Origin of the sequence: Algibacter sp. L1A34, from assembly GCF_009796805.1 — a bacterium.
Lineage (GTDB): Bacteria > Bacteroidota > Bacteroidia > Flavobacteriales > Flavobacteriaceae > Algibacter.
The window spans coordinates 1,591,610-1,611,779 of the sequence record NZ_CP047029.1 but is presented as its reverse complement, the minus strand read 5'-3'; the positions used below and the strand labels follow the sequence as shown (position 1 = coordinate 1,611,779).

Genomic DNA, 20,170 nt, shown 5'->3' with positions numbered 1-20,170 from the left:
AAAAAAACCCAAACATCATGTTATCAAAAGCTATAGAAACCGCATTAAACAATCAAATAAAAATAGAAGCAGAATCGTCTCAAATTTATTTAGCCATGGCTTGTTGGGCTGAAGTTAAAGGGTTAGAAGGCGTTGCCAGTTTTATGTATGCACAATCGGATGAAGAACGTGAACACATGCTAAAGCTTGTAAAATTCGTAAATGAGCGTGGCGGACATGCCAAAATCTCCGAATTATCAGCACCTAACGTAACTTTTACATCATTTAAAGAAATGTTTGAGACATTATTTGAACATGAAGTTTTCGTTTCACAAAGCATTAACGATTTGGTTCATATTAGCCTAGAAGAAAGAGACTATGCATCGCATAACTTTTTGCAATGGTATGTTGCCGAGCAAATTGAAGAAGAAGCCGTAGCACGTACTATTTTAGATAAAATAAATCTTATTGGAGATGATAAAGGCGGACTGTACCTTTTTGATAGAGATATCCAAAACCTAACTGTAACTTCCGCATCTGCAGAAGGTTTGCAATAATTTTAACATTTAATCTTATTTAGATTTAATAAAAATAGCTATTTTTGCCCAAGATAAATTTTATATCTATTCTGTTTTGGGCAAAAAAAAGCAAAAAAAGGCAATTAAAATGTTACGCAAATCGGGAATAAATCTTCCTGACAAAGTAAAAAGTAGTTGCTGTAAAAAATTTAAAAAAGGAGAAAATAAGCGGTGTAAAAAGTGCCCTTGTTTTGATTTACTTAAAAAAGTTGCCTAATTTTCCTTAAAAAAACATCTAATATACTTCGTAACAAAAACCATCCGTGTTTTGTTAGTTATAAAAAAACCCGATAACGTTAAAAAAATAATTTATAGTGACTCCTTCTCTCGAATAGGAGTCTTAACTTGCGTACAAAAGGTTGTCATTTTATACAAAAAATACAAACCAAATAATTAATGATTTTCAAACCCAAATATTAACCTAATTATTCCATGCAAATGAAAAAAATAGCAATTTTATTAGTATTAGCCTTGGTTCTAGTATCCTGCGGCTCATCAAAAGTAGTACGTACTTCAAAAAAAGTGATGAAAGGAAATTGGACGTTAAGCACCATTTCTTATAGTGAAAAAGGAACTTATAATGTCTCGCTACTTGATGATGCTCCAAAAGCTTGTTTTGAAGGTAGTGAGTGGCAATTTATTCCGAATAATAATACAGGAATCTACACCATTAATAACGCAGAATGTAGTATTGGCGCTCGTAATTTCATCTTCACGATTCAAGAAGTTGATCCTACAACAGATTTGTATGACTTTTTATTAAAGCCAACAGATGAAAAAGGAAAATCGCCAACAAATTACGGCTACAGAATGCAACTTTCTCAACTTACCGAGTATACAATGCAATGGCAACAAACGGTTAACGTAGAGGGTAAACCGTTTACAATTACAATGAATTTTACAAAAAATTAAAACTTACTCATGAAAACAATTTATAATAAAATCGGATTAATTCTTTTAGCATTAGTACTTACAGCAAATGTAACAAGCTGCAAATCGGTACAAAATGCAAACAACAAACAGAAAGGTGGCGCCATTGGTGCTGCTGGTGGTGCTCTTTTAGGTGCTATTATTGGTAACAATGTTGGCAAAGGTGGAAATGGAGAGTTAGGTGCTGTTATTGGCGGTGTACTTGGCGGAGGCGCTGGTGTACTTATTGGTAACAAAATGGATAAACAGGCTCAACAAATTGAAAACGAAATTCCTGGCGCCACAGTAGAGCGTGTAGACAATGGGATTGTAGTAACTTTCGATGAAAATAGTGGTGTATACTTTAAGACTGCAAAATACGATGTAAATACAACTTCTCAAGAAACTTTAAATAAATTAATTGCTGTTTTTAAAGAATATCCAGAGACCAATATATTAGTTGTAGGCCATACCGATAGTGTTGGTAGCGAAGATTCGAACATGACGTTATCTAAGAACAGAGCTAACGCTGTTACTAATTATTTTTTAAGTAAAGGCTTAAGCAGTGGTCGTTTTACAACCAATTGGTACGGAGAAGAACAACCTACGAACGATAATACAACGGCAGAAGGTCGTGCAAAAAACAGAAGGGTAAATATTGCTATTTTACCAAATGAAAAAATGATTGAAGATGCTAAAACTGAAGCTGGACAATAAGCTTATTTTTTAGATTCATTCATATAATATTAAGGCTATTCTTTTTGTAGGATAGCCTTTTTTTGGTTTGAAGAAACTAGCTTATACTTAATTTTGTATTAGTTACAAATTTTGGTGATGGGTCACTGTAACGAGGATCTTGGATAATTGCCAGTTTTTCCATAGTGATAACTTCAATAGTTATACAATCAAATTCCTCGATAACCTTTCCTGTAATGGTATAAATTCCTTTTCCTCTAAACGGATATTTACTGGCTACTGGAGGAAAATGAACCGTGTCAAGAAAATCACCATCATAATCTAAAAATGTTCCAAAATGCATGTATTTACCACTAGATGTTATGGTGTTTTTAGTGGTTACCAAATAGCCTTCAATAGAAATATTACGGTTCTTAAACTTTGGAAGCTGGGCTGCACGTAAAGGCTGTACAGCCGTTTGCTCTAACAAGCAAAACGGGTTACATAAGGTGAAACCTAAAAGTTCCATAGCATCAAAAGCATCTTCTAATGTTGTGCTTGATAATTCTGGTGTTTTATAATCAACACACTCAGTTTCAAATAAATTAATAACATGTTCTTGAACCACTGTTTTACTTGTTTTTAAATGCGCTTCCCAAAGCAATTCACGTTTGTTAATCCCTGTAAATCGAAATGCATTTATTTTTATAAGAATGGCCGTTTGTTCGACTGATATAGTCATGCGTTGAATAAAATTATCTAAACAATTGAAAGCACCATTTTCTGTACGCTCTAAAAGTAATTTTTTAATAGTTTTAACTTCTAAACCATGTAAAAACATAAACCCTAAATAAATATTTTTACCCATGATAATGGTTTCATTAAAACTTCTATTAACACAAGGTGCTTCAATAATACCACCATGCATTCGGGCTTCGTGCACATAAAGCTCTGTACTATAAAAACCGCCAAAATTATTAATAGTTGCTACCATATATTCCAACGGGAAATAGGCTTTTAGAAAAAGGCTTTGATAACTTTCTACAGCATAAGAAGCCGAGTGCCCTTTTGCAAATGCATAGCCAGCAAAACTTTCAATTTGTTTCCAAATTTCTTCAACTACATCATGAGGTTCTCCTTTTTGCCTACAATTATTAAAAAAGAGCTCTTTTACAGATAAAAACTCATCGCGCGATCTAAATTTACCAGACATGCCACGGCGCAACTTATCAGCTTCAGCTAAAGTTAAACCTCCAAAATAATGCGCTACTTTTATCACATCTTCTTGATACACCATAACACCATAAGTTTCAGGCATAATCTTGAGTAAAACAGGGTGTGCCTTTTTGCAACGTTCGGGATCTCGATAACGCAGAATGTATTCACGCATCATACCAGATTTTGCAACACCCGGACGAATAATAGAACTCGCAGCCACTAAACCTAAATAATTATCGACTTGTAATTTTTTCAACAACATACGCATAGCAGGCGATTCCACATAAAAACAACCAATAGCTTGAGCATGTCGCAAAATGTGCTTTATTTTTTCGTCTATTTTAAAACCTTTAATATCATGAATATCAATAGGCGGTTTTTCTGGATGATTATATTTTACAATATCTACTGTATCTTTAATTTTCCCTAAACCACGCTGACTCAAAATATCAAATTTATAAAGCCCAATATCTTCAGCAACTACCATATCAAAATGTGTAGTAGCAAAGCCTTTCGGCGGAAAAAATGTTGCCGTATAGCAATGTATAGGTTTTTCTGAAATGATAATGCCGCTAGCATGAATACCCAAATAATTAGGAAAACCCTGAATATACTCACTGTAAATAATCACTAATTGAGACAATTTATCTAAGGTTTTTACATTATATCTCCCCTTACTCAGCATATCAATTTCAGCTTTTGGTAATCCAAAAACCTTTCCTAACTCCCTCACCGAAGCTTTAAATTTAAACGTATTATAAACTGCTAAAAGCGCCGTATTTTTAAAAGTTTTAAAAATGAATTGCGTAATATCATCACGATCGGTCCACGAAAAATCGATATCAAAATCTGGTGGATTTTTACGGTAAAGGTTTATAAAACGTTCAAAATATAAATCAAGTTCTACGGGGTCTACATCTGTAATCCTTAATAAATACGCTACAATACTATTGGCTCCACTACCTCTACCTACATAATAATAATTTTTACTTCTCGCATATTTTAAAATTTTCCAATTCATTAAAAAATAAGACACAAACTTCTTCTCTTTAATAATACTTAATTCTTTATTTATACGATTAAAAACAACGGCATCAGGCTTTTGATAGCGATATGATAAACCATCATAAGTAAGCTTTTTTAGTAATTTATAGTCTAAATCTTCACTTTTGGTATATGCTTTTTGATTGTTTGGTGTCCCTGTTGAAAATTCAAAATTCACAGAACATTTATTTAAAATAGACTTAGTATTTTCAATAAGTTCGGGGAATTCATGGTAAATTTCAAATAACTCCTTAGCAGAAAGCATCACATCCGTTTCCTGTCCTTCTTCATTTTTAGGTAATTTACTTAACAGACAATTATTGGCTATCGCCCGAAGTAATCTATGCGTGTTAAATCCCTTTTTATTTTCAAAAGAAACCGCTTGTAAAATCACTAATTTATTTCGACTATTATTTTTTTTAGAGAATTTAAGTCGGTTCAAATCTTGCGGTTTCACACCTAAATACTCATGCTTTTTTAGATTGAAATCTCCATCATGCTTATAAGGATAAATAACAAATGTATCGCCTAATACGGGAGCTATATCGGGTATAACAAAACTAGTATTATGCAAAAAGGTTGACAAATATGTATTAATATTATGAAAGCCTTGATTACTTTTAGCAAGCATTACAAATTGTTGCTTTGCTCCGTTTCTAAAATCGACACCCAAGACTGGCTTTATTTTATATTTCTCCGATAACCGAACAAAATCTAAACAAGCCGATGTATTATTAATATCAGTTAACGCCATAGTTTCAAACCCTTTTTCGGAAGAAATAGCAAGTAGTTTTTCAGGGCTTATTGCCCCGTAACGCAGACTGAAATATGAATGACAATTTAAATACATAAGTTTTACAAAATTAGCTACATTTAAAAGTAATTGTTGCTTACATTTGTAGTAAACCAAATTAAATATTTAAAGGTTAATGAAATTTATTCAATCGAATATTAAACATTTACGAAGTCTGAAAAGTTTTTCGCAAGAACGTTTTGCGGACGAATTAGGTTGGACGCGCTCAATTGTGGGTTCATATGAAGAAGGACGCTCAGAGCCACCAATAGATCGTTTAATTGAGCTTTCTACTTACTTTAATATACCAATAGATATTTTGGTTAAAAATGACTTACGCCGCACTAAAAACACGTCGTTTATAGAGGTAGGGAACAAGCGTGTGTTATTTCCGGTAACGGTAAACGATATGGACGAAGATTTAATCGAGATTGTCCCAACGAAAGCTTCGGCGGGTTATTTACAAGGTTATGCCGATCCTGAATATATTGAGCAACTTCAGAAAATAAAATTACCGTTTTTACCTACGGGAACACATCGTGCATTTCCGATAAGTGGAGATTCTATGCTACCTGTAAAAGACGGATCTTTTATTGTTGCTAAATTTATCGATTCTATAAACGATGTGAAAAACGGGCGAACTTATATTGTTTTAACTAAAGATGATGGACTTGTTTATAAAAGAGTTTATAATAAAATTAAAGAAAAAAACTGTTTAGAACTTCGATCTGATAACAAATTATACACACCTTACGATGTGAAAACTGCCGATATTATGGAAATATGGGAATTTACTTGCTGTATCAATACACAAGAATATAGTGAGGAAGAACTTAAACTAAGTAGTATTATAAACATGTTTCAGGAACTAAAAATTGAATTAAAATCTATTAAAGGTTTAGAAAACTATGCTTTATAATAACCAAATTCGATTTTAATACTATATTTAACCAGAGTAATAATGATAATTAATTAAGTTCTTTTAAAAACCAAAGTATCATTAAAAAATAAAAACCACCGCCATGCTACGACCAAAATCAACACCATTAACGCTTTTTAACCCTGAAGAAACCGATAGTTTAGGTGCCCTTTTTTTCGATACAGGAATTTCTGCAGGTTACCCTGCTCCTACCGAAGATTTTAGTCAACAACAGCAACACTTATCTTTAGATAATGAACTTGTACGAAATAAAGAAACCACATTTTATGCACGTGTTAGTGGGCAATCAATGATTGGAGCTGGTCTAGACGACAATGATTTGTTGGTTATAGATAGAAGTATAGAACCAACAAATAATAAAATTGCAGTTTGCTTTCTAGACGGTGAATTTACGGTGAAGCGTTTAAAAGTAGATAAAGATGAAATGTGGTTAAAACCAGAAAACCCAAACTATCCTATTATTAAAATCACCAGTGACAACAAATTTCTTATCTGGGGAATTGTTACTAATGTGATTAAAAAAGTATAATTTTAAAGTTAAATTTAGAACATAAAAAAATGCGAAGCTTTACACTTCGCATTTTTAATATAAAATAAAATTGATATTTTAGTCTGCTAAAACAATCAACTTATTGTTTTTTAATTCTAACGTTCCAGAGTTAATTTTTAATAATGTCGCTCCTTTTGCATTTTTAGTAAATTTATCCTGAACCTCTTCATCTAATTCTATGTTTCCCGAAATTTTTACAAATCCTTCTTTTAAAATAGATATAATTGGCACGTGATTATTTAACATTTCGAATTCACCATTAACTCCTGGTACAGCAACGCTAGTTACTTCTCCGCTAAATAATACTGCTTCTGGCGATACAATTTCTAAATACATAGTAAAACTTATTTTACTACTCTGAATTTATTTCAGAGTCTTTTTAATTTTTATTGAAAATTCTATTTAAAAGATACTAGAGACCGAACCAAGTTCGGTATTTACTTCTTCGGCTTATACCTCTGCAAGCATTTTATCTCCAGCTTCGATAGCTTCTTCAATAGTTCCTTTAAGGTTAAACGCTGCTTCTGGTAAGTGATCTAATTCACCATCCATAATCATGTTAAATCCTTTAATAGTTTCTTTAATATCTACTAAAACACCTTTAAGACCAGTAAATTGCTCTGCTACGTGGAAAGGTTGAGATAAGAAACGTTGTACACGTCTTGCTCTACCTACAGCTAGTTTATCTTCTTCAGATAATTCTTCCATACCTAGAATAGCAATAATATCTTGTAATTCTTTATAACGTTGTAATAACTCTTTAACACGTTGTGCACAGTTATAGTGATCATCACCTAAAATATCAGCAGTTAAAATTCTTGAAGTAGAATCTAATGGATCTACCGCAGGATAAATACCTAACTCAGCAATTTTACGAGACAATACTGTTGTTGCATCTAAGTGAGCAAACGTTGTAGCTGGTGCAGGATCCGTTAAATCATCTGCAGGTACGTAAACCGCTTGTACAGATGTAATAGAACCTCTTTTAGTTGAAGTAATACGCTCTTGCATAGCACCCATTTCTGTTGCTAATGTTGGTTGGTAACCTACCGCAGAAGGCATACGACCTAATAATGCAGATACCTCAGAACCAGCTTGTGTAAAACGGAAGATATTATCTACGAAGAATAATACATCTTTCCCTTGTCCTTCACCAGCACCATCACGGAAATATTCTGCAATAGTTAAACCAGATAAAGCTACACGAGCACGAGCTCCAGGAGGCTCATTCATTTGTCCAAATACGAAAGTCGCTTTAGATTCTTTCATTCCAGCTTTATCAACTTTAGATAAATCCCATCCGCCTTCTTCCATAGAATGCATAAAGTCATCACCATATTTGATAATTCCTGATTCTAACATTTCACGTAGTAAATCGTTTCCTTCACGAGTTCTTTCACCCACTCCAGCAAATACAGATAAACCACCGTGTCCTTTTGCTATATTGTTAATCAACTCTTGAATTAATACTGTTTTACCTACTCCAGCACCACCAAATAAACCAATTTTACCACCTTTTGCATAAGGCTCAATTAAATCGATTACTTTAATACCTGTAAATAAAACTTCAGTAGAAGTTGATAAATCTTCAAATCTAGGTGCTTGACGGTGAATTGGTAACCCAGCTTCTCCAGCTTTAGGTAAATCTCCAAGACCATCAATAGCATCTCCAATTACGTTGAATAAACGTCCGTAAACATCATCGCCAACAGGCATTTGTATAGGCGCACCGGTAGCAGCAACCTCTGTTCCTCTACTTAATCCATCAGAAGAATCCATAGCGATAGTACGCACAGTATCTTCACCAATGTGAGATTGTACTTCTAGTACTAAAAGCGATCCATCGGCTCTTTTAATTTCTAATGAATCATAAATTTTTGGAAGTTCAGCACCAGCTCCGAATTCAACATCGATAACTGGACCTACTATTTGTGCAACTTTACCTGTAACTTTAGACATTACTTATATGTTTAATATTATGCGTTTTAATTCAACAAAAACCTTTTGGGTTTTCGCGTGCAAATATAATGGTTTTAATTTAAAATGAAAGTCGTTTTTTAGAATAAAAAAGGGTATCCTGATGGAATACCCTTTTTGTATCTTTTTAAATTACTTTTTTATTGCAATGTTGGAGAATAGTTTGTTGGATAATCTCCTGGATTTGGCACATTACCAGATGCTATAAAATTAGCCCCAAAAGAGTCATCAATAGCTTCCAAAAATTTATATGCCATATAAGAATATCCCCTACCTGTTAAATGAATACCATCTAAACTAACAGCTCCACCAGTTACCAAGTTAGCTTTTAAAGTGTAATTTCCAAAAGAAATTCCTGTTGTTGCTAATTCTGATAAAATAGTATTTAAATCTACTAGAGCAATATTATCATTAGCATCTGATACAGCCTTAATCGTTACATTATATGCATCTGTAGCATCTTTAATTGCTAATTGTTCTTCTGGTGTTAAAACCCATTTATCTGCTAGAGGAACAGCTACTCCATTTACACTTAGCGGGTTCCCGGGAACAGCTTCTGTTCCTATAAAAGAAGAGGCACTAAGCACTAACAAATCCTCAGCGGTTGCTTGTCTCATACTAACTAATGCTGGATTTATGGCTGTTAAATCGGTTAAATCTTCATCCATAATTACAACGGCGTTAGTTGCCGATTCAGAAAATTGAATTGTACGTTTTATAATTTCGGCATCGGCGTCTACTTGCGCCATTAAACCATTTCCAACTAGATATGCAAAACCTTGAACAATTCCCGCATTGTATGCGCCGTAAGCTGCTGCACTATTTAAATATCCTGCTGTAGCTGCATCTAATGGAATTGGATTATAAGGCACTGTTGTAAAATGTGGTAAATCTGTTATATAAGGCACATTAGTTACCACACCTTTAGCGCCTCCACTTGTTAATGTGGCAACTAAACCACTTAAAACATTAGCAAAAACATTAGGATCTGTAATATCATTACTTCCGTATGTAGAAGGATCTAAATTCCCTTGTTGATCTACACCACTTCCACCAGAAACAGCGAAACTTAAAACATCATTCGCTCCCATTTCTGATAAGGTAAAAAACGTAGGGCTTTGTGCCATAGCATCTCCTAATATGGTTGTACTTGGACTTGATGCCATTCTTACAAAGTAAGGATTAGCATAAGAACCTACACCCGCAATATTCCCATAGCTATCTGATAGTAAATGAAAACTTTTTGCTCCAGGCACACCTAAATTACTAAAAGGCCCTGTTGGATTATTTAAAACAATATCTGTAGATACCGTTACTGGGCCAACCAACGACTCTAAAGGCACCGGAGTAGACCCTCCAAAAACAAGTCTTGGTTCTGCTATTCTTGTACCGCCCGCTGCCAAGCCTCCGAAATTATCATTGGTTAAAGGTTGTGCGAAATCACCTCCTCCTAGAGAGGCAAATTGATTGGCCAATAAGTTTGGAAAAGAATTATTTTGCCCGGCTATAAAAAGCGCGCCATCTGTATATCCAGCTGTAAAAGATGCCCCTAGAGACACGTAGTTTGTAAAATCTGCTGACCCAGAAACTAGCTCTGGTAGAACCTCAGCCGCTTCTTCTCTACTAACATCGTCAATTTCGTTACAACTTGTAAAACCAATTAAAGCTGATAATACTAATATATATTTTGAGTTTATTATTGTGTTCTTCATCTTATAAATTATTAATTGTCCATGAAACATAATACATAGACCCAATGTGCCCTGTACCCACTGCTGTGAAATATTCATCTCCTAAAAGATTGGTTGCACCTGCCTTAAAAATAGATTTCATAGATGGAACCTTTAAGTTAATTTGTGCATCTACAACATGAAATTCTGGAACAACACCATTTGCAAAGGTTGCTTCCCAATAATAATCATCACTAAACCTATAAGCTACGTTAAAACCGAAATTTTTAAATAGATTTGGATTCCCAAAAGTAGCTTTAAATTTATGTTCTGGTGTATTAAAGTTTGTTGCAAAATCCGGGTATTTATTTCTATCGAAATCTAATTTTGCGTAAGTATAACTTGCGCTTAAATCGAAATCTTCAAATACTTTAGTTGATAAACCGACAGAAGCCCCATATGAATTAACATTTGCCTCAGAATTTGTATATGTACTATATGCTTGACTATCCCCATTTGCTAATGCTGCAATGGATAAGCCTCCATCACCAACGGTTCCGTAATATGGTGCAACAACAACTTCTTGTGAAATAAAATCTTTATAACTATTGTAATAAGCACTTAAATCAACAGTAATATTACTGAATTTACCTCTATAACCTACCTCTGCTGAGGTTACTTGTTCTGGTTTTACTATTTCTGGATTTGCAACTTCTAATACCGCAGGATTACCTGTCTCTGCAAGTTCTAAAGCAGAACTAGCCGTGTATGAATTATTATAAGCAGCAGATCCTGTTTGCGTTATACTTGCTGGTTGTAAAAGTGCTCTTCCTCCAGCTGATACCTCATAATTTCTTGTCCATCTATCTAAGTTAGTAGGAGCAGAACCAACTAAAATTGCTCTACCTGCATTTAAACCAATAAATAAATCTTGAGTTGTTGGGTTTCTAAATCCAGTTTGAACTGACGCTCTAATGTTATGATTTTGATTAAGTGTTAAAGCTCCAGAAATTCTTGGAGAGATAAATCCATCAAAAAATTCCGATTTATCATAACGAGCAGAACCCGTTAGTTTTAATTCCATATCATCGCTTAATTCAAAATTTTTCTGAATTTGTGTATAAATTCCAAATTCCGAATAAGTAATAGGCCCATCGATATCTGTATAAATGGTTCCAGATGAATTTAAATTATATTTTCTATAAGAACCACCAACCTGAATATCTGCGAAATCTATAAGATGACTAAAGTTATAATTTGCATCTGCATGATAATACGTAGAAGCATCTTGAAATTTAGAACCTGTTGTTAAGTCTGGATCATTTATACTTCTATTAAAAGCTGCTACAAACTCATCCGATCCTGGAAGAAATCTTCCTGTATCAGCAACTGTTCTTGCTGCTGCATGTGCTTGAGTTTCATCGGCACCACCAAGAGTTGCAGAAATAAATGCTCCAGTATATTCTCCAAACCATGTATTATTATCTTTCCAAGCACTATTTATATTAATACCAGTAAACACCATATCATAGGAGTCTCCTGCCTTATCAGACACAACATAGCCTCTTACAAAAAAGTTGTCATTTTTGAATTCAATTTTATGTTGTTCTTGAAAAAAGTTATTGATATTATATCTATTTGTTCCTTGATAAATTGTTGAACCTGTTCCAACCTTACCAACATAAGATATTTCAAAATCGTTTTCCCATGGACGATAGTACAATCCCCAATCGGATTTAATACTACTTGCATCATAATTTGTTAAATCTCTTTCATCATAACCTGTTCTACTTACATCTACAAGTGGTACCAAATCGACCAACGACGGGTTAGGTAAATTTGCTAAAAAAGTCTCGCTTTCTATTACATTTTTTAAATTTGTAGATACCTCATCTCCATAAACATTAATACCATCGTAATCTATATTTGCTCTTGTTCCACCGATATTAGTTTTATCTTCTTCACTAACGGCAGCCCAATCGGTTCCTTTTAAATACCCGAAGTTTACTTTAGCAGCAAATTTATCACTAAACTTATAAGCTGCGCGAATACTAACATCGGTATATTCGTTATCACCAGAAGCTTCTTGTGAAGTAATCCCTCTTTTAACAGAGGCACTAATACCGTGATGATCGAAAGGACTCTTACTTCTCATAAATAAAATACCGTTAAAGGCATTTGCTCCATATAATGCAGAAGACGCTCCGGGCAGCAATTCTACGCTTAAAACATCAGTTTCTGTCATACCAACTAAATTCCCTAAAGGAAAATTTAATGCTGGTGTTGAGTTATCCATACCGTCTACCAACTGCATAAACCTGTTGTTAGAAAATGTTGCAAACCCTCTTGTATTAATAGACTTAAATGTTAAACTATTAGTATTTACATCTACACCTTTTAAGTTTTCCAAACCATCGTAAAAATCGGCAGAAGCTGTATTTTTAATTTCTTTAAGGCCGAAACGTTCTACTGTAACAGGAGACTCGAATACTCGCTCTGGCGTTCTAGATGCTGAAATAACTACTTCGTCTAAAGCATTACCTTCTTTTAAAATAAAATCGACTTTTTGATTGTTTTTTGTAATTTCAATTGTAACCGTTTCAAAGCCAACGCTACTTGCTTGTACTGTGAAAGGAGGACTTTGATTGTAAGTTAGAGAAAAATTACCATCAAAATCGGTAATATTTCCTGTAGAAGTACCGAGAACGATAATATTCGCTCCAGGAATAGGTTGACTGTTATCGTCGACAACAGAACCAGAAATTGTAGTTTGTGAAAAAGTTATTCCACAAAAAAACAACATAACAAGGGGGAGAATTGCTTTCATTTATATTAGTTAGTTTTAATTTAGAATAGCAATATATGTATATTAAGTATTATTTACATACAAAAAAGCATAAAAATTATGCGCGCATAGCACTTATTAACAAAAAACCAGAGATAAAATTGTGATTTTCATAAAATAAAGATGGTATAAATGAAAATTAGCCTGATTTCAAAAAAAAATGAAACCAGGCTAATAAATTTATTTTTTATGCTAAATATTACTCTACCGTAACCGATTTTGCAAGGTTACGTGGTTGATCGACATTTTTATCTAATAACACCGCAATATGGTAAGATAATAATTGAAGTGGAATAGTTGTTAATAATGGAGACAGGGACTCTAAAGTTTCAGGAACTTCAATAACGTGGTCTGCTAGATCTCTCACTTGCACATCACCTTCGGTAACTATACCAATAATTTTTCCTTTTCTCGATTTAATTTCTTGAATGTTACTTACAACTTTCTCGTAATGTCCTTTTTTGGTTGCAATAACCACAATTGGCATATTTTCGTCAATTAATGCAATTGGTCCATGCTTCATTTCGGCAGCAGGATAACCTTCAGCATGTATATATGAAATTTCTTTAAGTTTCAATGCTCCTTCTAAAGCAACAGGGAAATTAAAACCTCTACCCAAATAAAGGAAATTACTAACATCCTTATAGATATCCGCAATCATTTTTATATGAGCATCAGATTCTAAAGCTTTTTCAACTTTCTTGGGAATCATTTCTAATTCTAATAAATGCTGACGAAAATCAGAACTACTAATTGTTCCTTTTGCTCTTGCTAATCTTAATGCAATAAGCGTTAAAACCGTAATTTGAGTTGTAAATGCTTTAGTAGATGCCACTCCAATTTCTGGACCTGCATGAGTATATGCTCCAGCATCGGACTCTCTAGCAATAGATGAACCAACTACGTTACAAACTCCGAATACAAATGCACCTTTAGATTTTGCTAATTTTATAGCAGCCAAAGTATCGGCAGTTTCACCAGATTGTGAAATAGCGATAACAATATCGTTCTCTGTAATTATTGGATTTCTATATCTAAATTCTGAAGCGTATTCAACCTCTACAGGTATTCTAGCTAAATCTTCAAAAATATATTCTGCAACTAATCCAGCATGCCAAGACGTTCCACAAGCAACAATGATAATACGATTAGCGTTTAAAAACTTTTTCATATTATCTTCAACACCAGCCATTTTTATAATCGCTTCATTTCGCAACAATCTACCTCTATAAGTATCTGTTATTGCCTTTGGTTGTTCATGAATTTCTTTCAGCATAAAATGCTCGTATCCACCTTTTTCAATTTGCTCTAAGTTTAATTGAAGCTCTTGAACGTAAGTCTGAACGATAGAATCGTCTTTTATTTTTCGAACTTTAACTCCTTTATGGAATCTAATAACAGCCATTTCTTCATCTTCTAAATAAACAGCATTTTTTGTATATTCTAAAAATGGTGAAGCATCACTTGCAATAAAGAACTCATCTTCGTTTTCCCCAATACCAATAGCTAATGGACTTCCTAAGCGAGCCACAACTATTTCTTCTGGTTTGTTTTTATCAAAAATAGCAATAGCATAAGCACCAACAACCTGGTTTAAGGCTACTTGTACAGCCTTACCTAACTTAACGTTTTCTTTCTTTTTTACATCTTCAATTAAATTAACAAGGACTTCAGTATCCGTGTCAGAATAAAATGTATATCCTCTAGAAATTAGCTCTTGCTTAAGGGAATCGTAGTTTTCAATAATTCCGTTGTGAACTATAACTAATTCACCAGAATTTGAAAGATGTGGATGCGAGTTAACATCGTTTGGTACACCGTGAGTTGCCCAACGTGTGTGACCAATACCAACACTACCTGTATTTGTAATCTCAGCTTTTACACGTGCTTCTAAATCAACAACCTTACCTTTAGTTTTAGAAACTTTTAGATCTTTGCCATCAAAAAGAGCAATTCCGGCACTATCATACCCTCTATATTCTAATCGTTTTAACCCTTCTATTACTATCGGATAAGCTTCTCTATAACCTATATAACCTACAATTCCGCACATATGTTAATGTTTTATTTGTTTGGCTCTGTATAGAACACTTTAAGTTTAATTTTTTTCTCTTGATCAACGCTTTCATTAGAACCATACAATACTGTTCCTCTTGGGGTAATAACGGATGCTGCAGGTACATTAGTAACATCTTCATCATCACTATCCGCGATTTTAGCATTTGTTATATAGTTCACATTGGTAGATAATACTAAACCAATTTTAGTATTTGTAGAATCGTTAACCAAGATATTATTTAAGTGTTCAGTTAAACGAATTTTATATTTATAATTACCATTTTCATCACCAACACGTTGTCCTTGGCTAATTAATTTAGAATTAAACGGATCCGTATCTGATTCAATTGGGTCGAAATCATAATCGATAGTAGATTGACTATTATTTACATCGTAAGCATAAATTCTATTGAAATGACTATAGTTATTACCATTAGAATCGTCTGGAAACGCCTGCATAACCTCATCTTCATATATAACAAGCTGTGCATCATTCACTAACCTGTTTAAAATATAGTTACCATCTTCGTCTTTTTCGTAATTATCTCCACTAGGAATTCTAAAACTATCTAAGAAATCTTTTTTAGCTTCATCATTTTCAAACAAATCAACCACAGCCATAGAATTACCAGAACCTTTTAAATAAAGTTCTTCATCTCCATTAGTTTCATCTCCATCTGCTAGAGTAACCTCTGTAATTTTATTTACAAAAGTATTTAGTGTATTACCTGTAAAAGACAAAGTATAAGTTCCTTCTATAGTTTCGTCTACAATAGTAGAATCATAACTATAGTTAATAACAATATTAGCCTCTGTAGAACTCATATCAAGCATAACCATACTCCCATCATCATCTACAGCTTCTGCTTTAAAAAACAGACCTCTAAAATAATTATTAAAATTATTAGCATTACTTAATTCTGATTCACCTTCTTTTTCAATTATAAGGTTTTTCCAAAATTCAGGATCTAACTCAACTTTAAAAGCGGGTGCACTTCTTGTTGTTAACTCATCATCGGTTCCTACATCTGTAACAGTTATAATAACATCAGAACTCGGCTCCACACTTTCATCCTCAAAAATTAATTCTCCTTTTAGATTATCGAAATTAATAGTAGAGCTTCCGTTGTAGGCCACATTATCAGAACTCCCATCGGGATATGAATAATATTTTTGAGTAGTATCTCCATCGGCATCAGCAAAAGGATCAAAGTCTCTTAAAAAATAGTCGTTTTTATAAATAGACAACTTAAACGGTTTTACTGTACCCGTATAATCACCATATAAAGAATCTTGAATAGTATATTCCGCATTACCATCTTCATCGTAATTATTAATTCTACTATAGTAAGGAATTGTAAGTACGACTGAAGTTATCTCCGGATTATCACCAAAATCTGGATCATAACTAGATGGGGTTACTTGCGTAACAATACTAGCGGTAGTTTGTCCGTAAGCAGGATCGTTAAACACTCCTAATAAATAAGAAGCCAAATTATTAACCTGAACAGACTCTAACTTTTTATTATACGCTACAATTGGAATTTCGTATAAACCAGTATCGAAATTAGCGTTGTCTTTTCCTAAAACGGCACTATCCAACTCGGTAAATTCTTTATCGCAAGCAACAAAACTAGTTAATAAAAATAGGAATGCAGCAGGGAATTTAAGGGCTTTAAATGTCTTTTTCATAAATTTTTTTAAATGAATTTTGAGTAGGCTAGCCTAAAACTTCGTTATTAAAGAAGTTTGTATAAGCTTCACCAAATTCATCTTTAGTTTTATACTCTAAAATAGGCTTGTCAGATGCTTTTATGTACGCATCTACTTCTTCTGTTATGTCTTCAGACCCTACTATTATTGCATCAGAGTAATCAATAGCAACTTTCATTAGGTTGTTATATGTTGGCTCCTCAAGCACTTTAATAGCATCTTCATTAATATTGTCAAATTTAACTTTATTAATCAGATCTTTATTTAACGTATTGTTAAAACTTTGATTGTATATCGAAGTCACAATTTTACTTTCGTTAAAAAGAGGCTCATCTTTATAATATTCTTTTAAGTAAACTGGCAATAATGATGCTAACCAACCATGTATATGTATAATATCTGGAGACCAATTAAGTTTCTTAACCGTTTCAATCACGCCTTTTGCGAAGAAAATAGCACGTTCGTCATTATCCGAAAACAATTTCCCAGCCTCATCCGTTAACGTCGCTTTTCTTTTAAAATACTCATCATTATCGATAAAATAAACCTGAATACGTTCTTTCGGAATAGATGCAACCTTGATAATTAAAGGCATATCTAAATCGTTTATCACTAAATTGATTCCCGATAACCTAATAACTTCGTGTAATTGATGTCTTCTCTCATTAATATTCCCGTATCTAGGCATGAAGATTCTTATTTGCCCTCCTTGTTGATTTACTAATCTTGGCGCTTCAAACGACATTGACGAAATCTCCGTTTCTGGTAAATAAGGAACTACCTCAGATGATACGTATAATACCCTCTTATCTTTCATATGTATATTTTTGATGACTTTTAACTTATTTTTTTATAAAAATTCATTGAAAAAACCCTTAGTTTGTTGCGAATTCTCGTTAAAAAACACGCAAAAGTACAAAATTTTATGCAGATTGCTTGTAAAATCTTAAGTTTGCAAGCGTTAAATTTTAAATAAAAGGTGGAAGTTTACTCGGAAAAACAACAAATTACAGCTGCAATTGATGCTGTAAAAGCTAAAAAACTAACTTTAGGATTAGTGCCTACAATGGGCGCTTTACATGAAGGGCATTTGCAATTAGTAATAAAGGCTTTAGAAGAAAATGATATGGTTGTGGTTAGCATTTTTGTTAACCCAACCCAGTTTGATAATCCTGAAGACCTCGATAAGTACCCGAGGACATTGGAAAGTGATGTTGCATTATTAAAAACAGTTAGTGAAACCAAAATTATGGTTTACGCACCCTCTGTAGATGATGTTTATGAAGGCAATACGGTTTCGGAAGACTTTGAATTCGACGGATTAGAATTTGAAATGGAAGGCAAATTTCGTGATGGGCATTTTAATGGTGTTGGAACCATAGTAAAACGCCTTTTTGAAATTGTAAAACCAAACAAAGCTTATTTTGGTGAGAAAGATTTCCAACAACTTCAAATTATTAAAAAATTAGTTGAAAAACATCAAATGCCATTAGAAATAGTGGGTTGTAAAATTCATCGCGAAGCTAATGGCTTAGCTATGAGCTCACGAAACACAAGGCTAAAACCGCATTTCAGCAAAGCAGCACCCTTCATCTATGAAACACTAAAAACTGCCAAAATAAAATTTGGCACAAAAAGTGCTAAGAAAGTAATGGAATGGGTTGAGAGGCAATTTAAAAATCATGATTTATTAGAATTAGAGTATTTCATAATTTCCGAAGTTGAAACATTAAAACCTTTAAAACGAAAAACGAACAACAAAGCATATAGAGCGTTTATTGCAGTATATGCAGACGATATTAGACTAATTGATAATATCGCACTAAATTAATTATCTTTGCCGCATGCAAATTCAAGTAGTAAAATCTAAAATACACCGAGTAAAAGTTACAGGTGCCGATTTAAATTACATTGGTAGTATCACTATCGATGAGGATTTAATGGAAGCTGCTAACATTATTCAGGGTGAAAAAGTCCAAATTGTAAACAACAATAATGGAGCAAGACTAGAAACCTATGCCATTCCAGGACCAAGAAACAGTGGCGAAATCACTTTAAACGGCGCTGCTGCAAGATTAGTTGCACCTGGCGATGTACTTATTTTAATAACTTATGCCTTCATGGATATTGAAGAAGCTAAAGTATTTAAACCATCGTTAGTATTTCCTGATGAAGCGACCAATCTACTGAAATAAGCTTTTGAATAAACAAGCAAAAAATATACTTAAAATTACACTCCCATTACTATTGGGAGTTTTTTTAGTCTGGTATTCACTATCTAAAGTATCGATAGAAGAAATCATTGAATACGCGAAAAATGCCGACTATAAATGGATTATATTAGGTGTCTTTTTAGGTTTATTAAGTCATTTATCACGCTCTTACCGCTGGCTTTTTATGCTAGAACCCATGGGTTACAAAATAAAATTCGGAAATAGCATCATGGCTGTTTTTGCAACTTATTTAATAAACTACACCATACCAAGGGCTGGCGAAGTTGCAAGAGCATCGATACTTACAAATTACGAAGGTGTGCCATTCGAAAAAGGCTTCGGAACTATTGTTGCCGAACGTATCGCAGACATGATTGTTATGCTTAGTATTATTGCAATAACACTCTTTCTACAATTCGATTTTATTTATGGTTTTTTAGTCGAAAAGTTTAATCCTGTAAAAATAGGAATAGCACTTGCTATATGTATTTTGCTAGGTTTTTTATTTTTACGATTATTAAGAAGAAGTCATTCTAAAATAGCATTAAAAATTAGAAGTTTTGCTAACGGATTAATTGAAGGCGCATTGAGCATTTTTAAAATGAAGAAGAAATGGGCGTTCATTTTCCACACTCTTTTCATTTGGGGCATGTACTTACTCATGTTCTACATAACATCCTTTTCCTTAACAGATTTACACGGTATTTCTGCAGGCGCCATTTTAATAGGTTTTATTTCGGCAAGCTTTAGTATTGCTGCCACCAATGGAGGAATAGGCTCCTACCCTTTAGCTATTTACGCAGCCTTTTCAATTTTTGGAATTGCAGAAGAACCAAGTATTGCTTTCGGATGGATTATGTGGGCATCACAAACTTTAATGGTTATTATTTTTGGTGGCCTTTCATTAATTTACCTTCCAATTTACAATAGAAAAAAAACAAATAAAACTGTGCAATAGAACAAATTATCTTTTTTTGAATTGTAAATGCATATTTCATACCTTGCCAT

Annotated in this window: 16 protein-coding genes; 8 read left to right on the top strand and 8 right to left on the bottom strand. The window is 33.5% G+C overall.

Annotated elements, in window-relative coordinates; translation table 11 throughout:
* Positions 1–17 precede the first annotated feature (17 nt).
* From GQR97_RS06905 to GQR97_RS06895, 3 genes are all read left to right on the top strand, one after another.
* Positions 18–536 (top strand): ferritin, encoded by a 519-nt coding sequence (locus GQR97_RS06905; RefSeq protein WP_158846789.1) that lies wholly within the window; start codon positions 18–20, stop codon positions 534–536.
* Positions 537–995: 459 nt separating this feature from the next.
* Complete coding sequence (locus GQR97_RS06900; RefSeq protein ID WP_158846787.1) at positions 996–1,469, top strand: lipocalin family protein; 474 nt, start codon at positions 996–998, stop codon at positions 1,467–1,469.
* A gap of 9 nt (positions 1,470–1,478) precedes the next feature.
* Positions 1,479–2,183: an OmpA family protein gene (locus GQR97_RS06895; protein WP_158846785.1), complete on the top strand. Its 705-nt coding sequence runs from the start codon at positions 1,479–1,481 to the stop codon at positions 2,181–2,183.
* Positions 2,184–2,259: 76 nt separating this feature from the next.
* Here GQR97_RS06895 and GQR97_RS06890 read toward each other — a convergent pair whose 3' ends face one another.
* Positions 2,260–5,253, bottom strand: coding sequence for a DNA polymerase III subunit alpha (locus GQR97_RS06890; protein ID WP_158846783.1), 2,994 nt, complete (start codon positions 5,251–5,253; stop codon positions 2,260–2,262).
* Between the two features lie 79 nt (positions 5,254–5,332).
* Here GQR97_RS06890 and GQR97_RS06885 point away from each other — a divergent pair, with 79 nt between their 5' ends.
* Positions 5,333–6,115 (top strand): XRE family transcriptional regulator, encoded by a 783-nt coding sequence (locus GQR97_RS06885; protein WP_158846781.1) that lies wholly within the window; start codon positions 5,333–5,335, stop codon positions 6,113–6,115.
* A gap of 103 nt (positions 6,116–6,218) precedes the next feature.
* A complete protein-coding gene (locus tag GQR97_RS06880; protein ID WP_158846779.1) occupies positions 6,219–6,665 on the top strand; it encodes a LexA family protein in 447 nt (148 codons plus the stop codon).
* Between the two features lie 78 nt (positions 6,666–6,743).
* Here GQR97_RS06880 and GQR97_RS06875 read toward each other — a convergent pair whose 3' ends face one another.
* From GQR97_RS06875 to GQR97_RS06845, 7 genes are all read right to left on the bottom strand, one after another.
* Positions 6,744–7,022, bottom strand: coding sequence for a F0F1 ATP synthase subunit epsilon (locus GQR97_RS06875; RefSeq protein WP_158846777.1), 279 nt, complete (start codon positions 7,020–7,022; stop codon positions 6,744–6,746).
* Between the two features lie 114 nt (positions 7,023–7,136).
* Positions 7,137–8,645 carry a F0F1 ATP synthase subunit beta gene (atpD, locus tag GQR97_RS06870; RefSeq protein WP_158846775.1) on the bottom strand — a complete coding sequence of 503 codons (1,509 nt, stop codon included), beginning with the start codon at positions 8,643–8,645 and terminating at the stop codon, positions 7,137–7,139.
* Positions 8,646–8,803: 158 nt separating this feature from the next.
* Positions 8,804–10,375 (bottom strand): G-D-S-L family lipolytic protein, encoded by a 1,572-nt coding sequence (locus tag GQR97_RS06865; RefSeq protein WP_199269914.1) that lies wholly within the window; start codon positions 10,373–10,375, stop codon positions 8,804–8,806.
* Position 10,376: 1 nt separating this feature from the next.
* Positions 10,377–13,160, bottom strand: a complete 2,784-nt coding sequence (locus tag GQR97_RS06860; RefSeq protein WP_158846773.1) for a TonB-dependent receptor — start codon at positions 13,158–13,160, stop codon at positions 10,377–10,379.
* A gap of 217 nt (positions 13,161–13,377) precedes the next feature.
* Positions 13,378–15,231, bottom strand: a complete 1,854-nt coding sequence (gene glmS, locus GQR97_RS06855) for a glutamine--fructose-6-phosphate transaminase (isomerizing) (protein ID WP_158846771.1) — start codon at positions 15,229–15,231, stop codon at positions 13,378–13,380.
* An 11-nt stretch (positions 15,232–15,242) separates the two neighbouring features.
* Positions 15,243–16,928, bottom strand: coding sequence for a DUF4270 domain-containing protein (locus GQR97_RS06850; RefSeq protein WP_158846769.1), 1,686 nt, complete (start codon positions 16,926–16,928; stop codon positions 15,243–15,245).
* A gap of 28 nt (positions 16,929–16,956) precedes the next feature.
* On the bottom strand, positions 16,957–17,766 hold the full coding sequence (locus GQR97_RS06845) for a glycogen/starch synthase (protein ID WP_158846767.1): 810 nt from the start codon (positions 17,764–17,766) through the stop codon (positions 16,957–16,959).
* Positions 17,767–17,928: 162 nt separating this feature from the next.
* On the opposite strand from GQR97_RS06845, the gene panC reads away from it, so the two are divergent.
* Genes panC through GQR97_RS06830 form a run of 3 tightly spaced genes read left to right on the top strand, consistent with a single transcriptional unit; the run spans position 17,929 to position 20,120 of the window.
* The gene (panC, locus tag GQR97_RS06840; protein WP_158846765.1) at positions 17,929–18,780 is read left to right on the top strand and encodes a pantoate--beta-alanine ligase; all 852 of its coding nucleotides are present in this window, start codon (positions 17,929–17,931) and stop codon (positions 18,778–18,780) included.
* Positions 18,781–18,793: 13 nt separating this feature from the next.
* Positions 18,794–19,144, top strand: a complete 351-nt coding sequence (gene panD / locus GQR97_RS06835) for an aspartate 1-decarboxylase (protein WP_042499542.1) — start codon at positions 18,794–18,796, stop codon at positions 19,142–19,144.
* A 4-nt stretch (positions 19,145–19,148) separates the two neighbouring features.
* Complete coding sequence (locus tag GQR97_RS06830) at positions 19,149–20,120, top strand: lysylphosphatidylglycerol synthase transmembrane domain-containing protein (RefSeq protein ID WP_158846763.1); 972 nt, start codon at positions 19,149–19,151, stop codon at positions 20,118–20,120.
* Positions 20,121–20,170 lie beyond the last annotated feature (50 nt).

Excerpts from the sequence above, each read along its gene's own strand:
- GQR97_RS06905 (WP_158846789.1), top strand. The coding sequence starts at position 18 with ATGTTATCAAAAGCTATAGAAACCGCATTAAACAATCAAATAAAAATA.
- GQR97_RS06845 (WP_158846767.1), bottom strand. The coding sequence starts at position 17,766 with ATGAAAGATAAGAGGGTATTATACGTATCATCTGAGGTAGTTCCTTAT.
- GQR97_RS06875 (WP_158846777.1), bottom strand. The coding sequence starts at position 7,022 with ATGTATTTAGAAATTGTATCGCCAGAAGCAGTATTATTTAGCGGAGAA.
- GQR97_RS06900 (WP_158846787.1), top strand. The coding sequence starts at position 996 with ATGAAAAAAATAGCAATTTTATTAGTATTAGCCTTGGTTCTAGTATCC.
- GQR97_RS06880 (WP_158846779.1), top strand. The coding sequence starts at position 6,219 with ATGCTACGACCAAAATCAACACCATTAACGCTTTTTAACCCTGAAGAA.
- GQR97_RS06850 (WP_158846769.1), bottom strand. The coding sequence starts at position 16,928 with ATGAAAAAGACATTTAAAGCCCTTAAATTCCCTGCTGCATTCCTATTT.
- GQR97_RS06860 (WP_158846773.1), bottom strand. The coding sequence starts at position 13,160 with ATGAAAGCAATTCTCCCCCTTGTTATGTTGTTTTTTTGTGGAATAACT.
- GQR97_RS06890 (WP_158846783.1), bottom strand. The coding sequence starts at position 5,253 with ATGTATTTAAATTGTCATTCATATTTCAGTCTGCGTTACGGGGCAATA.
- GQR97_RS06895 (WP_158846785.1), top strand. The coding sequence starts at position 1,479 with ATGAAAACAATTTATAATAAAATCGGATTAATTCTTTTAGCATTAGTA.
- atpD (WP_158846775.1), bottom strand. The coding sequence starts at position 8,645 with ATGTCTAAAGTTACAGGTAAAGTTGCACAAATAGTAGGTCCAGTTATC.
- panD (WP_042499542.1), top strand. The coding sequence starts at position 18,794 with ATGCAAATTCAAGTAGTAAAATCTAAAATACACCGAGTAAAAGTTACA.
- GQR97_RS06885 (WP_158846781.1), top strand. The coding sequence starts at position 5,333 with ATGAAATTTATTCAATCGAATATTAAACATTTACGAAGTCTGAAAAGT.
- GQR97_RS06865 (WP_199269914.1), bottom strand. The coding sequence starts at position 10,375 with ATGAAGAACACAATAATAAACTCAAAATATATATTAGTATTATCAGCT.
- glmS (WP_158846771.1), bottom strand. The coding sequence starts at position 15,231 with ATGTGCGGAATTGTAGGTTATATAGGTTATAGAGAAGCTTATCCGATA.